General features: G+C 68.9%; 15 protein-coding genes, 1 tRNA gene and 2 pseudogenes. 8 read left to right on the plus strand and 10 right to left on the minus strand.

The genetic code is table 11. The features are described from left to right. Positions 1-764 precede the first annotated feature (764 nt). Complete coding sequence (locus tag OG199_RS41690; protein ID WP_405834120.1) at positions 765-2972, plus strand: M4 family metallopeptidase; 2208 nt, start codon at positions 765-767, stop codon at positions 2970-2972. Positions 2973-3199: 227 nt separating this feature from the next. Here OG199_RS41690 and OG199_RS41695 read toward each other — a convergent pair whose 3' ends face one another. Then, positions 3200-3655: a hypothetical protein gene (locus tag OG199_RS41695; RefSeq protein WP_405834122.1), complete on the minus strand. Its 456-nt coding sequence runs from the start codon at positions 3653-3655 to the stop codon at positions 3200-3202. Between the two features lie 261 nt (positions 3656-3916). Here OG199_RS41695 and OG199_RS41700 point away from each other — a divergent pair. Further along, positions 3917-4496 (plus strand): annotated as a pseudogene (locus tag OG199_RS41700) (transposase); the annotation flags it as partial. Here the strand turns inward: OG199_RS41700 and OG199_RS41705 are convergent. Next, positions 4484-4639, minus strand: a complete 156-nt coding sequence (locus OG199_RS41705) for a hypothetical protein (protein WP_356809822.1) — start codon at positions 4637-4639, stop codon at positions 4484-4486. The pseudogene OG199_RS41700 and the gene OG199_RS41705 overlap by 13 nt on opposite strands. A 129-nt stretch (positions 4640-4768) precedes the next feature. Next, positions 4769-5042 (minus strand): annotated as a pseudogene (locus OG199_RS41710) (DUF2637 domain-containing protein); the annotation flags it as partial. 305 nt (positions 5043-5347) lie between these two features. On the opposite strand from OG199_RS41710, the gene OG199_RS41715 reads away from it, so the two are divergent. Next, complete coding sequence (locus OG199_RS41715) at positions 5348-6247, plus strand: helix-turn-helix transcriptional regulator (RefSeq protein WP_405834124.1); 900 nt, start codon at positions 5348-5350, stop codon at positions 6245-6247. A gap of 39 nt (positions 6248-6286) precedes the next feature. Here OG199_RS41715 and OG199_RS41720 read toward each other — a convergent pair whose 3' ends face one another. Beyond that, a complete protein-coding gene (locus tag OG199_RS41720) occupies positions 6287-6421 on the minus strand; it encodes a hypothetical protein (RefSeq protein WP_405834862.1) in 135 nt (44 codons plus the stop codon). A 137-nt stretch (positions 6422-6558) separates the two neighbouring features. Between OG199_RS41720 and htpG the strand changes: the two genes are divergently transcribed. Then, a complete protein-coding gene (htpG, locus tag OG199_RS41725; protein WP_405834126.1) occupies positions 6559-8496 on the plus strand; it encodes a molecular chaperone HtpG in 1938 nt (645 codons plus the stop codon). A 54-nt stretch (positions 8497-8550) separates the two neighbouring features. Here the strand turns inward: htpG and OG199_RS41730 are convergent. Both OG199_RS41730 and OG199_RS41735 read right to left on the minus strand, forming a co-directional pair. Further along, positions 8551-8624: transfer RNA gene (locus OG199_RS41730), tRNA-Met, on the minus strand. Between the two features lie 120 nt (positions 8625-8744). Further along, positions 8745-10241, minus strand: coding sequence for an FAD-dependent oxidoreductase (locus OG199_RS41735; RefSeq protein WP_405834128.1), 1497 nt, complete (start codon positions 10239-10241; stop codon positions 8745-8747). Positions 10242-10323: 82 nt separating this feature from the next. On the opposite strand from OG199_RS41735, the gene OG199_RS41740 reads away from it, so the two are divergent. Both OG199_RS41740 and OG199_RS41745 read left to right on the plus strand, forming a co-directional pair. After that, complete coding sequence (locus OG199_RS41740) at positions 10324-10974, plus strand: TetR/AcrR family transcriptional regulator (RefSeq protein ID WP_405834129.1); 651 nt, start codon at positions 10324-10326, stop codon at positions 10972-10974. Positions 10975-11154: 180 nt separating this feature from the next. Beyond that, positions 11155-12672 carry an MFS transporter gene (locus OG199_RS41745; protein ID WP_405834131.1) on the plus strand — a complete coding sequence of 506 codons (1518 nt, stop codon included), beginning with the start codon at positions 11155-11157 and terminating at the stop codon, positions 12670-12672. Between the two features lie 32 nt (positions 12673-12704). On the opposite strand, the gene OG199_RS41750 is transcribed toward OG199_RS41745, so the two are convergent. Continuing rightward, complete coding sequence (locus tag OG199_RS41750) at positions 12705-13409, minus strand: endonuclease (RefSeq protein WP_401803229.1); 705 nt, start codon at positions 13407-13409, stop codon at positions 12705-12707. A 170-nt stretch (positions 13410-13579) separates the two neighbouring features. On the opposite strand from OG199_RS41750, the gene OG199_RS41755 reads away from it, so the two are divergent. Beyond that, positions 13580-14407 (plus strand): aldo/keto reductase, encoded by an 828-nt coding sequence (locus OG199_RS41755; protein ID WP_356807279.1) that lies wholly within the window; start codon positions 13580-13582, stop codon positions 14405-14407. A 121-nt stretch (positions 14408-14528) separates the two neighbouring features. Here OG199_RS41755 and OG199_RS41760 read toward each other — a convergent pair whose 3' ends face one another. Both OG199_RS41760 and OG199_RS41765 read right to left on the minus strand, forming a co-directional pair. Then, positions 14529-16202, minus strand: a complete 1674-nt coding sequence (locus OG199_RS41760; RefSeq protein ID WP_405834133.1) for an esterase-like activity of phytase family protein — start codon at positions 16200-16202, stop codon at positions 14529-14531. Between the two features lie 397 nt (positions 16203-16599). Further along, complete coding sequence (locus OG199_RS41765) at positions 16600-17553, minus strand: NADP-dependent oxidoreductase (protein WP_405834135.1); 954 nt, start codon at positions 17551-17553, stop codon at positions 16600-16602. Positions 17554-17653: 100 nt separating this feature from the next. On the opposite strand from OG199_RS41765, the gene OG199_RS41770 reads away from it, so the two are divergent. Next, entirely contained in the window at positions 17654-18241 is a 588-nt protein-coding gene (locus OG199_RS41770) for a TetR/AcrR family transcriptional regulator (RefSeq protein ID WP_405834137.1), read from the plus strand. 25 nt (positions 18242-18266) lie between these two features. Here OG199_RS41770 and OG199_RS41775 read toward each other — a convergent pair whose 3' ends face one another. Then, positions 18267-18482 (minus strand): hypothetical protein, encoded by a 216-nt coding sequence (locus OG199_RS41775; protein ID WP_356807285.1) that lies wholly within the window; start codon positions 18480-18482, stop codon positions 18267-18269. Between the last annotated feature and the right edge of the window lie 112 nt (positions 18483-18594).

Genomic DNA, 18594 nt, shown 5'->3' on the forward strand with positions numbered 1-18594 from the left:
ATCGCGTCGGCGATTGCCTGCGCGACCGGGTCGGTCACTCGCTCGACCTTCACCTTCGAGGCCTTGCTCCGTTCGACCTGGAACACCGCCACCGGCAACTCCTGGCTCGTGAAGGCCCGCTGGAGCCGGGTGTCGTGGGTGAACACGACGACCTGTCGGTGCTTGCTACATCTTCGAGGAGTTGATCCGCCGCTTCGCCGAGCAGTCGAACGAGACCGACAGAGAGGCCGCTGGGGGTGTTTCCGGGGTGGCCCGACATCCTGACGACTCCTGTCATGACACGAGTATCTCGCCCCTGACCAGCAATTACGGGGCAGACCTTGAGATGGCTCGTGCGTGGCTCGGGGGAATCGGCTGTTCGAGCCGCCACCTGACGGACAGGACGTCAGACAGGACTGACATGACATCTGAAACTGATCGAAAATGATCAAAGTCTCCTAGGTAAAGATCTGTTCATGATCCATACGAATCTTTTGCAGAGGCCCTTCCTGCTGTCACGATCACTCCCGCTGCAACCGCAGTCGGAGGCACCGTGGCCTCCAGCCTCCTTGTTCAACGGCCGTCGACATCGACCGACGGCCGAACGGAAGGACCCGGGATTGAATTCCACCAGCAACAGGGCTGCGTCCCCACAGGGTTCGCACCGACGCAGACGGCGTCTGGCCGCCACCGTGGCGATCACGACCGCAGCACTTGCGTTCTCAGCCCTGCCCGCCTCGGCGGGCGCCGAGTCCACTGCCAACGCATCCGGGAACACTCGGAAATTGGGAGCGCTCCCACAGGTCAAAGCGACACCCAGGCCTGAGGCCAGGACCGTTCACCTGTCGCCCGGACAGCGTGGGCAGCTGCTCGACCAGGCGGCCAACGCGGCACCGGACACCGCCCGTTCACTGAATCTCGGCCCCCACGAGGAACTGATCCCGAAGGACGTGATCCGGGACGCCGACGGAACGGTTCACACCCGCTACGAGCGAACCTACGCCGGCCTGCCCGCGATCGGCGGTGACTTGGTGGTCCATCAGAGGCAAGGGGCCCGCACCGTCACCTACGCAACCAAGACGAAGCTGACCCTGCCGACGACCACGGCCAAGGTGCCGGCCGCCGCGGCGAAGAAGTCGGCCCTGAGCAAGGCGACTTCGAAGGGCACCCGCAGAGCGGGTTCGCACACGGCCCCCAGACAGGTCGTCTGGATGATGGACGGCCGGCCGAAGCTGGCCTGGGAGACCGTCGTCACCGGCGTGCAGCAGGACGGATCCCCGAGTGAACGTCACGTCGTGACCGACGCCGCGAGCGGAACCACCCTTGAGAACTCCGAACACGTCGAGTCCGCGCAGGGCAACAGCCTCTACAGCGGGCAGGTCACGATCGGCTCCACTCGCCAGGATGACGGCACCTACGCCCTGATCGACCCGGAGCACGGTGGCCACCGGACACTCGACTCGAGCGTCAACTCCAACGGGGTGCTGTTCACTGCTGACAACGATGTCTGGGGCGACGGGACGGTGGCGAATCCCCAGACCGCGGCGGTGGACGCGGCATACGGCGCGCAAACGACGTGGGACTTCTACAACGACCGCTTCGGCCGCAACGGCATAGCCGACGACGGCCGCGGCAGCTCCTCCCGAGTCCACTACGAATCGCAGCAAGGGGTCCCCCTCGCCAACGCCAACTGGCAGGACGGCTGCTTCTGCATGAGCTACGGCGACGGCGCGGACGGCCAGCATCCGGTGACGTCCCTGGACATCGCCGCGCACGAGATGACGCACGGAGTCACCTCCTCCACAGCCGGTCTGGGCGACTTCGGTGAATCTCCGGGCCTCAACGAGGCGATCAGCGACATGATGGCCGCCGCCGTCGAGTTCTACGCCGACAACCCGAACGACGTACCCGACTACACGATGGCCGAGCTCGACAACCTGCACGGCGACGGCAAGCCCATCCGCTACATGGACCGTCCCTCCAAGGCCGGCATCAGCTCCGTCGGCTACGCGCCCCTGGACTACTGGACGCCGCAGGCGAAGTCGCAAGAACCACACATGGTGGCCGGGGTGGGCGACCACTTCTTCTACCTGCTTGCCGAGGGCAGCGGGCAGAAGACCATCAACGGCGTGGACTACGACAGCCCCACATACGACAATCTGCCGGTGGCGGGGATCGGACGGACCGCCGCAGCCGACGTGGTGTACCGCGCTCTCACCGTCTACATGACCAGCACCAGCGACTATGCGGGCGCCCGGACCGCGACGCTCCAGGCCGCCGCCGACCTCTACGGCTCGCAAAGCCACGCCTACGAGGCCGTTGCCAACGCCTGGGCGGCCGCCAACGTCGGAAACCGTTTCGTCAACCACATCGCCGTGGAGCCGCCGCCGACTGAGCCGGTGGCTGTCGGCCAGCCGGTCAGCCGCCAGTTCAGCGCCTCCAGCACCCAGCCGGGGCCGCTGACCTACTCCGCCAAGAAGCTCCCCCTCGGCCTGTCGATCAACCACACCACCGGCCTGATCACCGGCACGCCCAAGAAGGCCGGCGACTACAAGACGGCCATCGTCATCAGGAACGCGGTCGGGGACACCCGGAAGCTCTCGTTCACCTGGACCTCGCTTGAATCCGGCGGGCGCTTCTTCGTCAACCCCAGCACATATCTGATCCCCTTCGAGAGCAAGGCAGAGTCCCCGCTGATCGTCCAGGGGAAGCCAGGCCATGCCCCGAGTGACCTCAAGGTCGCGGTCGACCTCGACCACCCGTTCAGCAACTTCATGATCATCGACCTGATCGGCCCGGACGGCACCGTCATTCCCGTCAAGCCCTGGGGACCGGGCTGGGAGCCCGTGCCCGAGCTGCATGAGACCTACACGGTCGACGCCTCGGCGGTCACGAAGGTCGGCACCTGGAAGCTGCGCGTCACCGACGGCACCCCGGGCATCTACAGCTCCTGGGACCCGGGCCATCTCCAGCGCTGGAGCCTCACCTTCTGACGATCCGACCCCAAAGGTCGTAGCCGAAGCCAGGCAGGCAGATAGCGTAACGGCCACCGCTTGGTCGCCAAGGGCTGTGCCCCGGGAGATCATGCGGTGGCCTTTGGTCTTCGATTCGAAAGGGAAAATGAAGAACTTGGCCGCAACGGGCACCGGCACCTGCCACCGCGTCAGCACCCGTGTCCGCGCCGAACAACATGCCACGGCCAGTTGAGTTCCCGCGCAGCTCAGAGCGCGATCGGCCGGTACTTCAGGGTCTGATCGACAATCTGCTCCGCAGACGCGTCCTGAAGGCCGCCCGAGGGGCAGAAGACCAGGTCACTCACTCGCGGATGCGACACGTTTGCCTCCAAGAGCCGCAGATAGTAGGCGCTCTCCTCAGAAAGAGTAAGGAGTCTGCGAACGATCTCAATGAGCTCGTCCCGGGTGATGTCCGCAACCACGGGGCGCGCCGGCCGGGCCGCTTCCCTCGCGAACTCCTCCAGGCTCCTGCTTCCGTCGTACTCGGCGAAGTCGAGGGCCACGTAGTCGTGACCCGTCATCGCGTTGAAGCCCGTGATCGCCTCGCCTGCCGCCTCCGGGCGGGCGACCAGCAGCTCCGTGATCCGCTCTACCTCGGCGCACAGCTCGTCCAGCCGTTGCCGGCTCACGGGCGGCGGCAGCAACTCTGGTCTCAGGTCCACAGCTCGAATTATGTCCGTCGGCACCGACACGCCCCCGGTCGGCCTCTCTGGCCGCTGTCGGTCTCGGTTCTGGCGGAGGTCTTCTACGGGCTCGGAGTGCTACTGGAGCAGGATTATCTTGCGGAGCAGTTCACATCCGCCATGGCCGTGGAGCTGCCTCTTGATCCTCTTGATGCGGTTCACTGTGCTCTCGATGCTTCCGGATCTCCGGTTGAGAGTGAGCCCCGCTGTCACGGCGTTGAGGTCTCGGAATGCCGAGGCCTGACCACCCGCTCCGCATGGATCGACCACACCGGCGAACTCCCCGTCGTCGCGGGCACGCTGATCCGCCTCCAGGTCGACCGCCTGCCCGGCGGAGGCGACCCGCTCCCGTTGTGGCTGTGGTCGTCCGCCACCAGCCTGAACAGTGAGGACGTCGATGTGCGCTGGCGGGATTTCCTGAGGAGGTTTGACATCGAGCACCTCTTCAGGCTGATGAAACAGACCCTCGGGTGGTCCCCTCCGAAGTTGCGAACCCCCGAGGCCAGCGAGCGCTGGACCTGGCTGTTATCGCCGCGCACACCCAGATCCGCCTCCTGCGCGGGGCCGTCGCTGACATGCGGCGGCCATGGGAGAAGCCCGCCGAGCCTGGCCGGCTCACCCCGGCCCCCGTCCGCCGGGGGTTTTGGAACTTCCGACCGCACCTGCACTGTCCGACCCGTGTACCGAAGCCATCAACTCCCGCACCTAGAGGGCCGCTTGGTTCGAAAAACCGCGGGCCTGCCACTACGACGTGAGCAAGACCACCAGGCGCCCACCGTCCAGCGGCCCACCAAGAGCGGCGAGTGTCTACGCTGGCTGACCGTCACGCATGCGCTCTGCATCAACCCGGATCATGGCACCGACCCCCTGCTCGCCAAGCCACTCCAGGACGGACAGCGTCATGTCCTCGACGCCACTGTCCAGGTCCACCTTGGGCCGCCTCCGGTCCATGACGAAGCGCATCGCGGACATCCTCGACGAGTTCGGGGCCGGGCACGCGCGCCCGATGGCTGCCGCGTTCCTCGTCAACACCGTCGGGCCGTGGCTTCGAGCTCAGGCCTCCGAGCCGGTGAAACAGGACATGCTCGCCGCCGCATCGCAGCGGCATCAGGGACTCCACCGGGGCCTTGCGGCGCCAGGCCCGGCCGAAGCGGGAGCGCAGCCGGGCCTGGTAGACCAGCCGCTCCTGTTCCAGCTTGATGACCTGTTCGTAGGAGCGCAGTTCCCACAGCTTCATCCGGCGCCACAGGAGGAAGGTGGGGAGCGGGGAGAGCATCCAGCGGGTGAGGCGGACGCCCTCCATGTGCTTGTCGGCGGTGATGTCGGCGATTCGGCCGACTACACGGAGCGACGACACCGAATTCATCGGCCGCGTACACAGCACGCGGCGCGCCCTGGCGAAAAGAGCCTTCGTCGCGCGCCATCAGGGGAGCTCGAGCTGCGATTCGGCTGGGGGTCGGAATTCCCGGGGAAGGGCATCCCCTTTCGGCCCGTCACCGGGATCTCGACGGTTCAGCCGGGGTCGATCCCGACGGACCGCGGCCGATCGAGTCGTCGGTGAACCGAATGTGCCGAATACAGCCGCTGAGCAGGCAGGCCCATTGTTTCCTGGGTGCATCACGGCCACCCTCGCGCCTCCCCCTGCCCGGAGAAGTCGCGGAGGATGTCGGTATGAACCAGATCGTGGAGCTGGGAGAGTTCCTCCGTTCGTGCCGGGCACGACTCGATCCCGCGGACGCGGGCATGCCGAAGACCACCCGGCGTCGCGTCCCGGGACTGCGCCGTGAGGAGCTCGCCCAGGTGGCCGGCGTCAACGTCGACTACTACACGCGCCTGGAACAGGGGCGTAGCCGAACCGCCTCGCCGGAGATCCTCGAGTCCCTGGCGACAGCATTGCGTCTGGACGACACCGAGCGTGAGCACCTGTTTGATCTCGCGCGGAGGCGTCCCGTCCAGGCGCGGCGGTCCGGGTCCTCACCGGCCGAGCAGGTCAGCCCGGCCGTGCGCCAGTTGCTGACCACCCTGGATGCCGCGTACTGCCCGGCGTTCGTCCTGGGCCGGCGCACCGACGTGGTGGCCTCCAACCCGCTCTCTCGTGCGTTGATCGCCGACTTCGACGCCATGCCCGCGGACGAACGCAACCAGGCCAGGTTCGTCTTCCTCGCGCCCGCCGCCCGCGAGCTGTACGCGGACTGGGAGACCGTCGCCGCGGACACCGCCGCCATGCTGCGTATGGACGCGGGCCGGCACCCCGATGACCCCCGGCTGGGCGTCCTGGTGGGTGAACTCGCCGTCCGCAGCGAGCACTTCCGCGCGCACTGGGCAGAGCGCAGGGTCCATGAGCGAACCGAGGGGACCAAGGGCTACCACCATCCCGTCGCCGGGGACCTCGCCGTCACCTACCAAGCCCTCGCTCTGCCCGGCGACAGCGATCAGACCCTCTTCATCTACAGCACCGCACCGGGGTCCTCCTCCGAAACCGCCCTACGGTTCCTGGCGACGTGGTCGACCGAACCCCTCACCGACCAGGCCCGCACCTCCGCACCCAACGAACCGGACACCGCCGCCTGACCCTCCAGGCCGAACCCGGCAGACCCACCGCGGTCGCCGTCACCGAACTCCGAACGCGCAGACGGCACCGCTGCCCGTGATCGGGTACCAGAACCATCCGTCGGCCTCGCCCACGGTGACCCGGTCGGATTCCTTCCAGGCGCCGTGGGTCCGGGTGAAGACCCGTAGTCGCACGGAGGCGGCGTACGCGGGGGAATCACCTTGTCCGCACGGCAGTTGGCGATCGGTACGTCTCGGCGCGTCGACGGAAACGGCGAGGTTAGAGTGCACTAGCCGTAGTGCCGTCAATGACCTTGGAGGATTCGCACGCTATGTCGGCCGAGACCCACGAGTTCCAGGTGGAAGCCCGTCAACTGCTGCAGTTGATGATCCATTCGATCTACTCGAACAAGGATGTGTTTCTCCGGGAGCTGATCTCCAACGCCTCGGACGCGCTGGACAAGCTGCGTCTTACGGCCCTGCGTGATGAGGCGCTGGGGGCGGACGTGTCCGATCTGCACATCAGCGTCGAGGCCGATGCGCAGGCGAGGACGCTGACGGTGCGGGACAACGGTATCGGCATGTCGCACCAGGACGTCGTCCAGCTCATCGGCACGATCGCCAGTTCCGGTACCGCGAGACTGCTGCGGGAGCTGAAGGAGACCGACGACGCGGATGCCGCGGCGGGCCTGATCGGCCAGTTCGGTGTCGGTTTCTACTCGGCCTTCATGGTGGCCGACGAGGTCACCGTGCTGACCCGGCACGCGGGCGAGAGCCAGGGCACCCGCTGGATCTCCCGTGGCGAAGGCACGTACACGGTCGAGGCCCTTGACGAGGCGCCCCAGGGGACAACGGTCACCCTGCACCTCAAGCCCGTGGATGTCGAGAACCAGCTCAACGACTACACGCAGGCCTGGAAGATCCGAGAGATCATCAAGCGGTACTCGGACTTCATCACCTGGCCGATCCGAATGGCCGCCCAGACCACCGCGGCCGCGGAACAGGCCGACGAAGGCGCCGACGCCGAGCCGGCCTCGGCCGCGTTCGAGACCGTGAACTCGATGAAGGCGCTGTGGGCCCGAGCGCGGGAGGAGGTGTCAGACGAGGAGTACCACGAGCTGTACAAGCGCATCAGCCACGACTGGCTCCCCCCGCTGGAGACCGTCCGCCTGCAGGCGGAAGGGACCTTCGAGTACCAGGCCCTGCTCTTCATCCCCTCACACGCTCCGCAGGACCTGTTCACACAAGGCCACAGCCGCGGCCTCCAACTGTTCGTCAAGCGCGTGCACATCATGGACGACTGCGAGCAACTCCTGCCGCCCTACCTTCGCTTCGTCAAGGGCATCGTCGACGCACAGGACCTCTCGCTGAACGTCTCCCGCGAGATCCTGCAGCAGGACCGGCACATCCAGAGGATGCACCGGCGCCTGACGAAGAAGGTCCTGTCCACGATCAAGGACCTGAGGGCCAGCGCCCCGGAGAGCTACGCGACCATCTGGCGGGAGTTCGGCAGGGCCCTGAAGGAAGGCCTGCTCGACGACCACGAGAACCGCGACGCCATCCTCGCCCTGTGCTCGTTCCCCTCGACCCACTCCGCGCAGGAACCGACCACCCTGGCGCAGTACGTCGAACGCATGAAGGAAGGCCAGGAGGAGATCTTCTACCTGACCGGTGACTCCAGGGAAGCCATCGAGAACTCCCCTCACATGGAGGCCTTCCGAGCCAAGGGCGTCGAGGTACTGCTTCTGACCGACCCGATCGACGAGGTCTGGGTCACCGCGGTCCCCGAATTCGACGGCAGGCAGCTGCGGTCCATCACCAAGGGTGAGGTCGACCTCGGCAGCGGGGAACCGGACACCGACGAGACCGAGGAGGAGCGCGAGAGCCGGCGGAGAGAGTACTCGGGGCTCCTGACCTGGATGACCGAGCAACTCGGCCAGGACATCAAGGAGGTTCGGCTGTCCACCCGACTCACGGTTTCGCCGGCCTGCCTCGTATCGGACACGCACGACATCACTCCGGCCCTGGAGAACATCTACCGCGCCATGGGGCAGGACATCCCGCACACCAAGCGCATCCTCGAACTCAACCCCGGCCACTCCCTGGTCAACGGGCTCAACAAGGCCCACACCGAGCGAGAGGACGGGGCGGAGGCGGGGCTCGCCGACATCGCGGAACTTCTTTACGGCATGGCACTTCTCGCGGAAGGCGGCGCGCTGAAGGACCCGGCCCGCTTCACCAAACTGATGGCGGACCGTCTCTCCTTCTAGGCGACCGGACGCACGTGAGGGGCCGGCACATGGTGCCGGCCCCTCACGTTTCAGTAGCGGGGACAGGATTTGAACCTGCGACCTCTGGGTTATGAGCCCAGCGAGCTACCGAGCTGCTCCACCCCGCGTCGGTAGGATCAGTCTACGGCAACTCCACCGAGGCCGAGACCATGATTGTTTCCCCAGGGACAGGGGACGGCAGAGGACCAGATCAGCTCGTTGCGGCCGGCCAGGATGGACACCCGGGCTCAGTGCGCCGTCGCGAGGTTGTCGGCGATGGCGGCGAGCAGGGTGTCGTCGTGGGCGGCGGAGCCGTCCGTGGCCCAGCAGATGTAGCCGTCGGGACGCACGAGCAGGGCAGCGGCGCCCAGATCGTCCGTGCAGGTGGCGCGGACGAGGTCGACTCGCGGGGGAAGGCCGAGGTCCGTCGGGACGGCACCGGCCAGATCGAGCAGGACGGCGTGGCCCGCGCCGAACAACGTCGACAGCCGGGTGGGGCCGGCGTCGGTGACCAGGTCGGCATCCGGCATGCGGTGCCCCGTGAGCGGATGCCCGCCGGACAACTCGTAACGCAGCGAGAGGCCGGACATCAGTCCCGCGACGTGGCGGTTGGCGTCCGGCAGTCTCAGCAGGTCGACGAAGATGTCGCGCAGGGCGGCCACGTCCTCGCTCGGGTTCGGGTCCGCCAGGACGCGCTGCGCCGAGGTGTGGTGCAGGACCTGGGCTCCGACCGGATGCCGTTCGGCGTGGTACGTGTCCAGAAGACTGCTCGGTGCCCGGCCCTGGACGACCGCGGCCAGTTTCCAGCCGAGGTTGAACGAGTCCTGCATGCCGAGGTTGAGCCCCTGGCCGCCCAGCGGGGGGTGGATGTGTGCGGCGTCGCCGGCGAACAGGACGCGGCCGGCACGGTAGTGCTCCAACTGCCTTGTGGCGTCGGTGAACCGGGACGAGTTGTCCACGGTGCCGAGGGTGGTCTCGGGGCCGTACACGGTCCGCAGCGCGGCACTGATCTCCTCGCGGGGGACGGCGGAGGTGTCGCGTGAGGTGTCCGACTGGTCCGCGCGCCCGAAGGTGAACCGGTACCGGTCGCCGCCGAGGGGCGCCAGCATGGCCCAGTACTCGCCCGCCCGGCGCATCAGGGCGCTCATGTGCTCCAACTGCCGCGGCACCGACGACGAAGCGGTGGTGAGCCGGATGTCCGCCAACACCGCCTGATGGGTCCCCGGCCTGCCGGGAAACGGCAGTCCGAGCAGCTTCCGTACCGTGCTGTGTCCGCCGTCGCACGCCACCAGACAGCGAGCCCGCACCCGCAGACCGTCCGCCGTCACGACCACCCCGTCGTCGTCGGGCTCCACACCCGAGACGGCTGTGCCGCGCAGGACCCGCGCGCCGGCCGCGACCGCTCGCTCTTCGAGCAGTTCCTCGATCTCCCACTGGGGAATCGCGATCGGGAAGGGGTGCCTGGTGTTCCAAGGAGAGCAGTCCAGGGGTACGGGAAGGGCGGCGAAGTGCCCGCCGACCGGATCACGCGGCGTCGCCCGCTCCAGCAACGGCTCCAACAGCCCACGCGAATCGAGTAGTTCGGCGGTACGGGGCTGAATCCCGCCGCCCTTCACCTGCTCGACGCGCCTGGGCAGCTTCTCCATCACCAGCGTCTCGACCCCTGCCAGGGTCAGTTCGTACGCCAGCATCAGTCCGGTCGGTCCCGCGCCCGCGACCACGACCTCGGTCTCGCTCACCGTCAACGCCCTCACTCCATCCCATTTCTCGACTCGGAGTAAATGTATACCAGGTGCAGAAATAGTCCCGGGGCAGCAATCTGTTACGGTGGGGACCGTGGACGACAAGCCAGGGCTACGGGAACGGAAGAAGCAGCGGACCCACGCGGCGATCTCCGACGCGGCGATCACGCTGTTCCTGGAGCACGGCTTCCACCAGGTCTCGGTGGCCCAGGTGGCCGAGGCGGCCGAGGTGTCCAAACGCACGGTCTTCGCCTACTTCCCGGCGAAGGAGGACCTCGTGGTGCACCGCCTCGCCGACCACGAGACCGAGATCGCAAGAGTCGTGAGGGCCCGCCCGCCCGGCACCGCCCCGCTGACCGCACTGCGCGAGCATTTCCTGCGGGGTCTGCGCGAGCGGGATCCGATCACCGGACTCAACGATCACCCCCAGGTGCGGAGGGTCCACCAGATGATCCTCGACGCGCCCTCGCTGGTCGCCCGGATGGAACGGTTCAAGGCCGGTTCCGAACGAGCACTCGCTCAGGCACTGCGGGAAACGGCGGACACTCCGGAACTCACCGCGCGGTTGGCCGCCGTCCAGATCGTCGGGGTCCACTGGGCGCTGGCGCAGGACAACGCGGAGCGCGTCGCGTGCGGAGAGCCGGCCGACGCGCGCCACGCGGGTGCGGTGGCGGACGCGGAACATGCGTTCGCGTTGTTGGAGAACGGGTTGAGGCACCTGGGCCAGGCCCGCTGAGCCAAGGCGCCAGGACGGCCCACGATCCCGTCGCCGGACCCTGGCGACGCCGTCGCCGCTCCTGACGTGGTCACCTCGACGGGCTCTCGGCCTACGCGCGCAAGCGGCTCGGGATAGACACTGGGTATGTGCTCGTGCGCCGCTGGGGGAACTCGCATCCCCCAGGTGAAAGGAGCCCAGGTGACACCGTCCACGTCAGCGGCCGGCGGCCGGAAGCCGGGATCCGGGGAGGCCGGGTTCGAGCCCGATCCGCGGCGATGGCGGGCCCTGTGGGTCACGCTGGTGGCCGGCTTCATGAGTCTGCTGGACGTGACCATCGTGGCCGTCGCCCTCCCCACCATCCAACGTGATCTGCACGCCTCACCCGCGCAGGTGCAGTGGGTGGTGTCCGGGTACGCCCTCACCTTCGCCCTCGCCCTGGTCACCGCTGGGCGCCTGGGCGACGCCCTGGACCGGCGTCGCATCTTCCTGCTGGCCCTCAGCGGCTTCGTGATCTTCAGCGCGGCCTGCGGCGCGGCTCCCGGCATCATGCTGCTGGTGGTGGCCCGTCTCGCCCAGGGACTGGCGGCCGGTTTCATGGCCCCCCAGAACTCCGCGCTCATCCAGCAGATGTTCCGCGGCGCCGAACGCGGTCGGGCCTTCGGTTTCTTCGGCGCGACCGTCGGCATCTCCTCCGCCGCCGGCCCCATCACCGGCGGCGCCATCCTCGCCCTGGCATCCGGGCCCACGGGCTGGCGGTGGATCTTCTATGTCAACGTCCCCATAGGAATTCTCGCCGTGCTGCTCGGCCGTCGCCTGTTGCCCCGGATCCAGCGCTCCGGGCGTGGGCGGGTGGACGTGGTCGGCGTCCTGCTCCTCGGATTCGGCGTCCTCGCGCTCATGTATCCGCTGGTGCAGGCGGACTCCGGCGGCATCGGTCACGTGTGGTGGCTGTTCCCTGTCGGCGTCGTGGTCCTCGTCGGCTTCGTCCTGTGGCAGCGCCGCCTGGTCGCCTCCGGCAACGAGCCGCTGCTCGATCTGCGTCTGTTCAGCACCGTGCGTGGCTACGCCGTGGGCGCCGGCGTGGCCACGCTCTACTTCGTGGGCTTCAGCGGTATCTGGTTGGTCTTCGCTCTCTTCTACCAGCACGGACTCCACTTCTCACCGCTCCGTTCCGGCCTCGCCGTGACCCCTTTCGCCCTCGGCTCGGCGGTCGCGGCGGTGGTCGCCGGCCGCATGGTGGAACGGTACGGCCGCCTCCTCACCGTGGCCGGTCTGACGGGCGTCATCGTCGGCCTGGGGACCACGGCGCTGCTGCTCCGCTTCGTCTCCCTGGACATCGCGCCCTGGGTCGCCGCCCCGGCCCTGTTCCTCGGCGGCGTCGGCGGCGGTTTCGTGGTCTCTCCGAACATCACCATGACCCTGCGGGACGTACCCGTGCGCATGGCGGGTGCCGCGGGCGGGGCCCTGCAGACGGGGCAGCGGCTCGGCGCCGCGGTGGGCACCGCCGCCCTGCCCGGCCTCTTCTACCTGAGGCTGCACAGGAGCGACGACTATCGCGGCGCCCTCGTCGCCGCGCTGGTCACCGCGCTCGTCGGCATGGTGGCCTGCCTGGCCCTCGCCACGTTCGACTGGCGGCGCGACCGGCGGCATCGCCACCGGCGCGGCAAGTGCCCCGACGAGGTCGCGAACAACCCTGTGCACGCCCGGCAGAACTGACTCCTGTGGCCGGTGCCGGGGAACGGGATCCTTCAGGCTCCCTCGGCGGCGACGAGCACCTCGTCGGCCAGCGGGCTGTCGAGGGCCGCGTGGACCAGGCCGTCCGCGAGCCGGGGCATCTCGCGGCTCCCGGCGAGGCGGCCCAGTTTCCCGGGGGAGGCCGGCAGCCCGAGCCGTCGGGCGCCCTCCAGGGCCTTGGCGTCGATGTACGGCGCGAACTCCGGCCACACGCCCTGCACGGCGCGCAGGAAGATGTCCGCCCCCGTGGGTCCGATCCCGGGTGTGTCCATCAGGGCCTTCTTCGGATCGGGTTCCTCGCGCAACCGGCGCAGATCGCCGCCGTAGCGTTCGAGCAGCAGCTCGGCGCCCTTGCCGAGCAGGGTGGACGTCCGCTCGTCGTAACGTCGGTAACCGCCCTCGCCGAGGGCGTCGACGCGCTGCTGCCAGGACGCGTCCGCCATCGACTTCGGGGTGCGCATTCCGGCGCCGAACAGTGCCTTGGCCGCTGCCACCGCGGTGTCGGCCCTGATGCGGGCGCTGAGGAGTACGGCGAGTACGAGCGTCTGATAGAGCGGTGCCGGGGTGTTGCGCAGCCGGATGCCCGCCTGCGCCGTGTAGGTGCGCCGCTGCCGGTCCAACAGCGCGCGCACCACCGCTTCGTCCGTCGCGCCGGTCGTCTTCGCGGCGGACTTCCGGTCGGTCTTCGTGTCGGTCTTCGCGTCGGTCTTCGCGGTCATGGGTCTCTCGCTTCAGAACGTGTCGAGGTGGGTCGAAAGGCTTTCCCGATGCGTCGTGTGTCTCCCGTGTACAAAGTCGACCATACGTATGTTTTGCGGCGGAGGTGGAAGGGGAGCAGCGTGGACGTGCATCCGCTCGGTCCGTGAGAACAGCGATATCAGGAGTCATCGTGACTGCAGTCCCCGCGATCACCCTCAACAACGCAGTGCGGATCCCCCAGCTCGGCTTCGGCACCTTCCAGATCCCGCCGGAGGAGACCCGGGAGACGACGCTGACCGCGCTGGAAGCCGGCTACCGGCACATCGACACGGCGGAAATGTACGGCAACGAGAAGGAGGTCGGGCAAGCGGTCCGCGACTCCGGTCTCGACCGTGCCGACGTCTTCGTGACCAGCAAGCTCGACAACGACGCCCACGCGCACGACGACGCGCTACAGGCGTTCGACCGCACCATGGAGGAGCTGGGCCTCGACTACCTGGACCTCTTCCTCATCCACTGGCCGCTGCCCGGCAAGGGCGACTTCGCTGAGACCTGGAAGGCCCTGGAGGAGATCTACCGGTCCGGCCGCACCAAGGCCATCGGGGTCTCCAACTTCCAGCCCCACCACCTGCGTCGACTCCTGGAAACCAGCGACGTGGTCCCCGCGGTCAACCAGATCGAGGTCCACCCCTACCTCACCCAGGACGACGTCAGGGCCTTCGGCGCCGAACACGACATCGCCACCGAGGCCTGGTCGCCCATCGCGCAGGGCAAGGTGCTCGACGACCCGACCATCAGGCGCATCGCGGAGCGGGTGGGCAAGTCGCCCGCCCAGGTGACCCTGCGCTGGCACATCCAGCGCGGGGACATCGTCTTCCCCAAGTCGGTGACCCGGAAGCGCATCGAGGAGAATCTCGACCTCTTCGACTTCGAGCTCGGCGAAGGCGACATCGGTGAGATCTCCGCGCTGAACCGCGACGAGCGGACCGGCCCCGACCCGGACCGCTTCAACGGCTGAGAACAGGCGCATCCGGCGGTCCGGACCGTCATCTCCCGCGCGGTGTCCAGGAGGTGACGATCCCAGGTCATGGGACGGGCTCGTCCACCGGAGTGGACGAGCCCGACGGCCGTGAAGTGCGTCAGCGCACGTGGACCGTCACCGTGACGGTCTTGAGGACCGCCGGCAGCTTGGTGGTGTCCACCTTCAGGATCTCGCCGTTGTCCTCCTGCCCCGTGGGCGGCAGCACCTTCTGGTGCACCGTCCACTTCCCGTCGGGGTCGACGGCGATGGTGTCGATGCCGAAGTCGTCGTCGTTGGACAGGTACAGCGTCTTGCCGGAGTTCGCGGTGGCCACGCCCTCGACCTTGTCGTGGCCGAAGAACGCACCGCTGGGGTCGAGCTGGCTGACCAGCGTGCCGACGTTGAGGTACGGCTGCTTCTGCGCGACGTGGACGCCGGCGCCGGTGAGCGAGGTGAGAGCGGCGTTGGTGCCGGCCGTCCCGACGAGGGCCTCGGGCGACTTGCCGCCGATCGTCAGGCCGCTGACGTCGGTGGCGCCGTTGATGTCGACCTCGTAGAGGGTCTTCTGGGCGAACGGCTCGAAGTTGCCGTCGCGTTCGTCCACCAGGAACCTCGTGCTGGACAGCGCGGTGATCTCGCTGTTGGCCGCGCCCGTGGTAGCAGGGTTGTCCAGCAGGTACAGGTACTGCTTGGACTTGTACGAGCGCAGGTCGATCGTGACGATACGCGTGGCGGCGACGTTGCCGGCCTTGGTGCTGCCGAGATCCGGCTGCTGCAACGCGGCCTGCATGACCCCCACCAGGGTCGAGCCGTCCGGCGTGACCGTCAGGCCCTCCATGCCCTTGTTCTTCGACCGGTTGGCGAGTTCGGCCGGCAGGTAGCCGAGGATCTTGTGGTACGCGTTGTCCGGGCTGTTCCTGTACGGGGTCAGCCGGCCCAACTCGTAGCCGTGCGCGTCGAAGTGCGTGATGTACGGGCCGTACTCGTCCGACACCCAGAACGTGCCGTCCGGCAGCGCCACCAGGCCCTCGGAGTCGTAGCCGTAGGGGTCCCTGGCCACGGGGGTGGGGGTACCGCCGTTGGCGTTCGTCGCGGCGACGTCGTCGATCGTCTCGCTCGTGTCGTGCGGCGGGCGACCGCTGTACGACACGCCGCCGAGGCTCTTCGGCCCCTTCAGGGTGACCTTCCTGATGAGCTGGGCCTTGCCGTCGACGAGCTTGAACTCGCCGATCTCGGGCGTGAAGTCGAGCACCATCTCGGACTTGTTGCCGTCCGGGGCGTCGGCGTTGGGGCCGCGGTCGGTGAGGCCGTAGAAGTGGCCGGACCTGCCCGGCACCGGCGTGAGCGACGAGCCGAAGCCCTCACCGGAGATCTTGGTGGTGGTGCCGCCCGGACCGGCGACCTGCGCCAGCGACGGGATGGGAGTCCCGTTCGCCTGAGTGTCCTTGAACAGCTCAACCGCGTCGGTGGCCGTGTAGGTGAAGGTGTCCGTGCCCTTGAAGCCGGACTTCGGGATGTAGGAGAACGTGCCGTCCGCGTTGACCGTCACCTTGCCGTTGGACGGGTCGGTGTGCCGCACGACCGCGGTCGCGCCGTTGTCGTTCCGCAGAACGTTGCCGGTCAGCGTGCCGTGACCGGAGAAGGAGTCGGAGACCGTGCCGAAGTCGTGGGACGGGGCCGAGAGCCAGCCACCGGCCTGGGCCGCGACCGTGCCTGCGCCTACGGCTGCGACGGTGGCACCGATCGCTACGGCGATTCGGGTGGGCTTGCGGGAGAAGGGTCTTGAAGTCACACCGCAGAACTTGTCGGTCAATGATGAACTCTGAGGGGGCATTTGGTGAAACCTCGATTCAGAAAGAACCGGCTCTTCGCAACCTTTTGATCGAATCGGACGACGGGGGGCGTGGCGCCCCCCGCGGAAGAGCCCTCCGACGGCGGTGCGTTGATGCCCCGAGGGAGCCCTGGGCTGACGGCTGGTCCGCGGGGCCGAGCGTCGGCCCGGGAATCGATGTCGGACGCCGGCCTGGCGACCGGTGTCGGACACCGGCCGCGGGGGCGGTGTCGGACGTCTGCCCGGGGACCGGTGTCGGACGCCGGGTGTCGGGTGCCTGGCAGCGGTCCGGTGTCGGACATCGGGTGCCGGACAGCGGCTCCGGAGTCGGTGTCGGACGTCGGCTCCGGAGTCGGTGTCAGGCGTCGGCTGTGAGGCCGGCGAGATCGAGGACGGTTTTGCCGCGGCGCGGGCCCGTCGCCGCGGCAGCGTGCGCCTCGGCCGCACGGCGGGCGGGGAAGACGGCCTGGACAGGTACGCGGAAACGCCCCCGCTCGGCGAGGTTCGCGGCGAGCGCGAGCCCGTGGCGCCCGTCCGGCCGGCCGCCGTAGCGACCGAGCGAGAGGCGTACCCCGCGGCCCGGACCTGTGAAGTCCGCGAGCGTGACCACCGCCTCCGGGCCGCCGGTGAGGGCGATGAGGTCGTCGAGCGAGCCGGCTCCGGCGACGTCGAGGGCGCGGTCGATCCGTGGGATGCCGAGCGCGCGGACCCGTTCGGCCAGGCCGGATCCATAGGCGACCGGGATCGCGCCGAGCCCGGCGAGAAAGTCGTGGCTGTCGGGGCGACCGGTCCCGATCACGCGAGCCCCGCGCGCCGCCGCCAACTGCACGGCGATGCTCCCGACGCCGCCCGCCGCACCGTCGATCAGGAGTGTCGTGTCCTGCTCCTCGCCCACGCCGAGCAGGTCAAGTGACCGGGTCGCCGTCTCGACGCCCGTCGCCGCGGCGCCCGCCTGCTCCCAGGGCAGGGCGGCCGGCTTCGCCGCCCAGAACGCCAGCACGGCGAACTCCGCGCTCCCCCCGCCCAGTCGGGCGACGTCGACCGCGCCGAACACCTCGTCGCCGGCCGCGAAGCCCCGGACGCCCGCGCCGACCTCGTCGATCACCCCGGCCGCGTCCACGCCGGGGATGTGCGGCAGGCCGAGGCCGTCACGCGAGGGCGAGGTGCCGGCCCGCAGCGCGAGGTCGACCGGCGACACCCCGCTGGCCCGGACCGCGATCCGCACCTCGCCCGCACCCGCGTGCGGCTCGGGCGCGGATCCGACGCCGAGCACCTCCGGGGGGCCGAACCGGTCGAACTGCACTGCGCGCATGATCACCTCTCCGGCCCGGACCTCCCGGGCGCCGCCTCACGGTAGACATGGATGTGGAGCGGGTGTTCCGGATAGGTCCGAAGTGAGAGGTGCGGGAACCATGGTGACTCGGAAAACGCGGACGGACGCGGCGCACAACCGCCGGCACATCGTCGCGGTCGCGCGCGCCGCGTTCGCCGGCGAAGGACTCGACCTGCCGATGCGGGAGATCGCCCGCCGCGCCGGGCTGGGCGTCGCCACGGTCCACCGGCACTTCCCGACCCGCGCCGACCTGGTCACGGCGGCACTCGCCGAGCACGTGGCGACGTGCCGTGCGGACATGCGGGCCGCCCTCGACGAGCCGGACCCCTGGCAGGCGCTCAGCGGCACCGTCCGCGGCTTCGCGGAGCACCGGCTGCGGGACCGCGGGCTGAACGAGGCCCTGTTCGGGCCCCACCCGGCGGCGACCGCCTTCGCCGCCGATCGCCGGGAGCAGGCGCGAGCGCTGCGGCAACTCGTCGACCGCGCCCGCGCCGCCGGTGTCGTCCGCTCGGACGTCTCCGTGGACGACGTACGCGTCTGCCTCGCCGCCATCGCCTCCTTCCGCCCCACCACCGCGCTCCACCGTCTCGTCGACCTCCTCCTGACCGGCCTCCGTCCCTGGGAGACCTCGGCGCGGACCGGAGAGCGAACAGTCCGGGTGACGTGAACGGAGGCTGAGGGCGCAGGGCAGGTCAGGGCTCCCACATGTCCGGGCCGCCGCCCCGCCACTCGATCAACCCGGACGTCGCGACCAACTGCTTGTCGGCCTCCTCCAGGCCCGCTCGCCGCAGAAAGTCCGCGACGTCCAGCAGCCCGTACGCCATGCCGAGAAACTGCTCGCCCACGCGGACACGTCGACCGCCGTCTTCTCCGGGCGGATACACGATCACGGGCTGGGACGAGGCCATGTCTCCCAGCGTGTGGGGCGCGGGCCTGGGCCGCACGCCGGGCTGCTCCTCGACAGGCCGGGGCGGGGGGTCCCTCCATCCCCCCTGACACCACCCGTGCGGGTCACCGTTC

Origin of the sequence: Streptomyces sp. NBC_01176, assembly GCF_045039825.1 — a bacterium.
Classification (GTDB): Bacteria; Actinomycetota; Actinomycetes; order Streptomycetales; family Streptomycetaceae; genus Streptomyces.

Excerpts from the sequence above, each read along its gene's own strand:
- OG199_RS41705 (WP_356809822.1), bottom strand. The coding sequence starts at position 4,639 with ATGCGCTTCGTCATGGACCGGAGGCGGCCCAAGGTGGACCTGGACAGT.
- OG199_RS41715 (WP_405834124.1), top strand. The coding sequence starts at position 5,348 with ATGAACCAGATCGTGGAGCTGGGAGAGTTCCTCCGTTCGTGCCGGGCA.
- htpG (WP_405834126.1), top strand. The coding sequence starts at position 6,559 with ATGTCGGCCGAGACCCACGAGTTCCAGGTGGAAGCCCGTCAACTGCTG.
- OG199_RS41750 (WP_401803229.1), bottom strand. The coding sequence starts at position 13,409 with ATGACCGCGAAGACCGACGCGAAGACCGACACGAAGACCGACCGGAAG.
- OG199_RS41765 (WP_405834135.1), bottom strand. The coding sequence starts at position 17,553 with ATGCGCGCAGTGCAGTTCGACCGGTTCGGCCCCCCGGAGGTGCTCGGC.
- OG199_RS41770 (WP_405834137.1), top strand. The coding sequence starts at position 17,654 with ATGGTGACTCGGAAAACGCGGACGGACGCGGCGCACAACCGCCGGCAC.
- OG199_RS41775 (WP_356807285.1), bottom strand. The coding sequence starts at position 18,482 with ATGGCCTCGTCCCAGCCCGTGATCGTGTATCCGCCCGGAGAAGACGGC.